The sequence below is a fragment of the Streptomyces calidiresistens genome (genome assembly GCF_014141525.1).
Taxonomy (GTDB): domain Bacteria; phylum Actinomycetota; class Actinomycetes; order Streptomycetales; family Streptomycetaceae; genus Streptomyces; species Streptomyces calidiresistens.
Map to the genome: position 1 here is coordinate 1 of NZ_VKHS01000430.1, position 4,716 is coordinate 4,716.

At 76.6% G+C, this 4,716-nt stretch carries 4 protein-coding genes; 2 read left to right on the forward strand and 2 right to left on the reverse strand.

Annotated elements, in window-relative coordinates:
• Positions 1-1,729 (forward strand): BACON domain-containing protein (locus FOE67_RS16935; RefSeq protein ID WP_182665177.1); only part of this gene is annotated, 1,729 nt, incomplete at its 5' end.
• Between the two features lie 19 nt (positions 1,730-1,748).
• On the opposite strand, the gene FOE67_RS16940 is transcribed toward FOE67_RS16935, so the two are convergent.
• Together FOE67_RS16940 and FOE67_RS16945 are read right to left on the reverse strand one after the other, a co-directional pair.
• Positions 1,749-2,642: a sugar phosphate isomerase/epimerase family protein gene (locus FOE67_RS16940; protein WP_323384983.1), complete on the reverse strand. Its 894-nt coding sequence runs from the start codon at positions 2,640-2,642 to the stop codon at positions 1,749-1,751.
• A 167-nt stretch (positions 2,643-2,809) separates the two neighbouring features.
• Positions 2,810-3,742 (reverse strand): Ppx/GppA family phosphatase, encoded by a 933-nt coding sequence (locus tag FOE67_RS16945; protein WP_182665181.1) that lies wholly within the window; start codon positions 3,740-3,742, stop codon positions 2,810-2,812.
• A 117-nt stretch (positions 3,743-3,859) separates the two neighbouring features.
• Here FOE67_RS16945 and FOE67_RS16950 point away from each other — a divergent pair, with 117 nt between their 5' ends.
• Positions 3,860-4,702, forward strand: coding sequence for a DUF3109 family protein (locus FOE67_RS16950; RefSeq protein ID WP_182665183.1), 843 nt, complete (start codon positions 3,860-3,862; stop codon positions 4,700-4,702).
• The last annotated feature ends 14 nt before the right edge of the window (positions 4,703-4,716 follow it).

A 4,716-nucleotide genomic window follows, 5' to 3' on the forward strand; every position in this document is an offset into this window, starting at 1 on the left:
CCCCGGGCCCACCCGGGCCCTGCACACCTCCCACCTGCCCGGCCCCGGCCGCCCGGAGCACCGGCGGGCGCGCCCGACCCCCGGGACGGCCCCGGGCACCGACACCCCCGTGCCCTGGGAGGACGCCCACCTCGACGGCCTGTTCACCTACTGCCTGTCGGTGATGTGCGAACACGACGCCGCCACCGCCGCGCTCGGGGAGGCGCTGGCCGCCGCCGAGCAGCGCCACCGCCACGGCCGTCGCCCCGCCGAGCCGGAGCTGCACCGCGCCTGGCTCTACGCCCTGGCGCGGTGGGCCTGCCTGCGCCGGCTCACCGCACGGCGGGCTGCCGGCGCGGCCCCGCCCGCCCCCAGCGCCGGGGGCCCCGACGCCGACCGGCGCCGCGGCGAACTGGCCGCGCTCGCCTGGCCCGAGGCCGCCGGCGCCGGCGCCGAACAGCGCGAGGCCCTGGAACTGGCGGTTCGCCACCGCCTCGACACCGCCGAGGTGGCGGCCGTCCTCCGCCGCCCGGTCGGCGCCACCCGCTCCCTGCTGACCACCGCCGCCTGCGAGGTCGAGCGCACCCGCGGCGCGCTGGCCGCCGCCCGGGCCGGGGCGTGCCCCGCCGTGGCGGGCCTCACCGGCCTCACCGGACACGAGCACCTGCTGGTGTCCCCCGCCCTGCGCGGCGAGTTGCTGCGCCACACCGACGAATGCCCCACCTGCCGCCGGATCGCCCAGCGGGCCGTCTCCGCCGGCGGCGCGGGCTGGCCGGGCACCGACCCGGTCGGCCCCTCCCGACTGGCGGTGCTCACCGCGCCCCGTCCCGCCGTCCAGACCGCCCGTCTCGCCGCCCGGCGGGCCCGGGCCCGCCGGCTCCCGCGACTGGACCGCGCCGGGTTCCCCCTGGACGAGCGCGACCGGGTGGCCCGCCGGGAGCGGCTGCGCAGCCGCGTCCTGACCACCACCGTCGTCGCGACCGTCCTGGCCGCCCCGGCGCTGGCCGTGCTCGCCGCCCATCGCGGTGCCACACCGACCGGCGAGGGGAGCGGGGGCGACGGCGCGGCCGTCACCGAACGGGACCGGGCGGGGGAGACCCCCGGCGCCGGCGGCCACCCCTACGAGAACGCCGGTCGGGCCGACCCCGCCGGCGGACGCGGGGCGGGCGACACGGACCGGCCGGGGACCGATCCGGCCGAGGGGGAGGCGGAGGACGACCGGCGGGACCGTTCCGACGCCCGGGACGAGCGGGACCCCGAGGGCCCGGACGGGGACCGGACGCGCGACCGGGACCGCGCCGGTGACCCCGACGGGCCCGGCCCGGACCCCGGGAGCGGCGGCGAACGACCGTCGGGCGCCCCCCGGCTCTCCGTCGAGGCGATGTCCGGCACCGGGCGCGGCGGCGCCGAGACGGTGATCGTCCTCACCGCCATCGGTGACGCGGAGGTGCACTGGTCGCTGTCCACGCAGGCCGGCTGGCTGAGCCTGGACCGATCCTCCGGCACCCTGCGACCGGGGGAGCGGGTCACGATCCGGGTGACCGTGGACCCCGACCGGGAGCCGCGCGGCGCCTGGTCGGCCCGGATCCGGGTGCAGCCCACCGGCAGCGTGGTCACCGTGGAGGGTACGGGCCGGGCGCCCTCGCCCTCGCCCCCGCCCGACCCGGGGCCGGGGCCCGATCCGGACCCGGAACCCCCGGGCGAGCCGGACCCCGGGCCCGGCCCGGAGCCCGATCCCGAACCGGACTGACGGGAGGGGCCGCGCCGGTTCAGCCGCCCGGCCGTCGCGTCCCCGGCACGTCGGGGTCGGGGTCACCGGGGTGCCCGGCCCGGTCGGGGTGTCCGGCGTCCCCCGGTCCCTCGGGGATCAGGTGCCTGCGGGTGAACTCCAGCGCCTCGGCCAGGTCCTTCTCCCGTTCCGTCCCGCTCATCGCCCGCCTGGTGTTGATCTCCGCCACCACCGTGCCGTCGAACCCCGAGCGGGTGAGGCCGGCCAGGATCTCGGCACAGGGCTGGGTTCCGCGCCCGGGCACCAGGTGCTCGTCCGTCCCCGAAGCCGTTCCGTCCGCGATGTGCACGTGGGACAGGCGCTCCCCCATCCGCTTCGCCATCGCCAGGGCGTCACTGCGCGAGGAGGCGGTGTGCGAGAGGTCGAGCGTGAAGTGCCGGTAGTCCTCCTCGGTGGGATCCCACCCCGGCGCGTACGCCTGCACCCCGCGCTCGCGGTACCGCCACGGGTACATGTTCTCCACCGCGAAGCGCACCTCGGTCTCCGACTCCATGCGCCGGATCCCCTCCACGAAGGCCCGCGCGTAGGAACGCTGCCACCGGAACGGGGGGTGCACCACCACGGTGGAGGCGCCCAGCCGTTCCGCCGCGCGCCGGGAGCGTTGCAACTTCTCCCAGGGGTCGGTCGTCCACACCCCCCGGGTGATCAGCAGACAGGGGGCGTGCACCGCCAGGATCGGTACCCCGTACCGATCGGAGAGGGCGCGCAGCGCGTCGGGGTCCTGGCTGATCGGGTCCGTCCACACCATGACCTCGACGCCGTCGTAGCCCAACCGCGCGGCGATCGCGAACGCCGCCGCCGTGTCCAACGGATACACCGAGGCCGTCGAGAGCGCGACCTTCGCGACCGGGACGCCGATCGGAGACTGTTCCACCACGGGCTCAAGAGTACGGGCCCCCGGCACACCCTCCGGAACAGCCGCGAAGCGGGGCGAAACATCCCGGCGTCCGGCGGGTGGACGAACACCCCCGCGCACACCGCGCGTCACGACCCACCGGAGCCCGCCGCGCCGGGTGGCGCGGCGGTCGCCCGGGCCCCCGCTCAGTCGCCCCGCATCCGGTCCAGCCGCCGCAGGATGACCCCCTCGCGCAGCGCCCACGGACATATCTCCAGCGACCGCACGCCGAACAGGTCCATCGCCGCCTCCGCCACCAGCGCCCCGGCCGGCAGCTGCCGGGCCCGCCCCTCCGAGACCCCCGGCAACTGGGCCCGTTCGGCGGTCCGCATCAACGACAGCTTCCGCCCCCACACCCGCAGGTCCTCCAGGTCCAGCCGGCGCGGCACGTACTGCCCCTCGGCGGAGGGCGCGGCCCCCGTCAACCGGGCCAACTGCTTGAAGGTCTTGGAGGTGGCCACGACGCGATCCGCTTTGCCGTACCGGTTGAACTCGCCCACCACCTCGGCGATCCGGTTGCGCACCTCGCGCCGCAGCGCCCGGATGTCCCCCTCGCCGGGAGGGTCCCCCGGCAGATGGGCGGCGGTCAGCCGCCCCGCGCCCAGCGGCAGCGAGACCGCGACATCCGGCGCCTCGTCCGTACCGAAGGCGATCTCCAGGGAACCGCCGCCGATGTCGAACAGCAGCAGCCGACCCGAGGACCAGCCCAGCCAGCGACGGGCGGCGAGGAAGGTGAGTCGCGCCTCGTCCTCCCCGGACAGGACCCGCAGCTCGACACCCGTCTCCTCCGCCACCCGGGCCAGCACCCGGTCCGCGTTCGTGGCCTCGCGCACGGCGGAGGTGGCGAAGGGCAGCAACTCGGCGACGCCGTGATCCTCCGCCACGTCCAGCGCGGCGCGCACGGTCCGGACGAGCCGCTCCACCCCGTCGACCCCGATCGAGCCGTCGGCGTCCAGCAGCTCGGCGAGCCGCAGTTCCGCCTTGTGGGACCGTGCCGGCATGGGCCGCGCCCCCGGATGCGCGTCCACGACCAGCAGGTGGACCGTGTTCGATCCGACGTCCAGTACTCCGAGTCTCATGACGGTCAACGCTACCCGCGTGGGTACCCTGACGTGGTGGCAACGAGAAATCGGGCGAAGTCGGACGTGACCGGGGAACCCGGGAAACCCGGAAAACCCGGAAAACCGGTCAGGCCGATGGACGGCGCCCGGCGCCGGCGGCGCGGGGACGAGGTGGCGCTGGACTTCCCCCGGCTGAGCGTCGCGTTCCCCGACCCGGAGGACCCCGACCAGATCTTCCACTGCGACCTGACCTGGCTCACCTCGCGCTGGAACTGCGTCTTCGGCCGCGGCTGCCAGGGGATCGCCGCCGGACGGGCGAGCGACGGCTGCTGCACCCTGGGCGCCCACTTCACCGACGACGAGGACCGCGAGCGGGTGGCCGGCCACATGACCCGGCTCACCCCGGAGACCTGGCAGTTCCACGGCACCGGCACCTCGGCGGCCGGCTGGACCGAGAGCGACGAGGACGGCGACCTCCGCACCCGCCGCGTCGCCGGCGCCTGCGTCTTCCTCAACCGCCCCGGCTTCGCCGGCGGCGAGGGCTGCGCCCTGCACACCCTCGCCCTCGCCGAGGGACGCGAACCGCTGGAGACCAAACCGGACGTCTGCTGGCAACTGCCCATCCGTCGCTCCTACGAGTGGATCGAGGAGCCCGACGGCGAGGAGCGGCTGCACGTGACCATCGGGGAGTACGACCGCCGCGGTTGGGGCCCGGGCGGTCACGATCTGCACTGGTGGTGCACCGGTGCCCCCGCCGCGCACGGTGCCGCCGAGCCGGTGTACCTCTCCTACCGCCCGGAACTCACCGAGTTGATGGGCAAGGCCGCCTACGAGGTCCTGGTCGGCCTCTGCGAGGAGCACCTGGCGACCGCGTCGGCGACGGCGGCCGGGGCGGCGGCGCCGAACGGTCCCGCCGCCCCGGCCGGCCGACCCGTGCTGCCCCTGTTCGCCCGGCATCCGGCCGATCCCCGCCCCTGAGCACCCACCGTCCC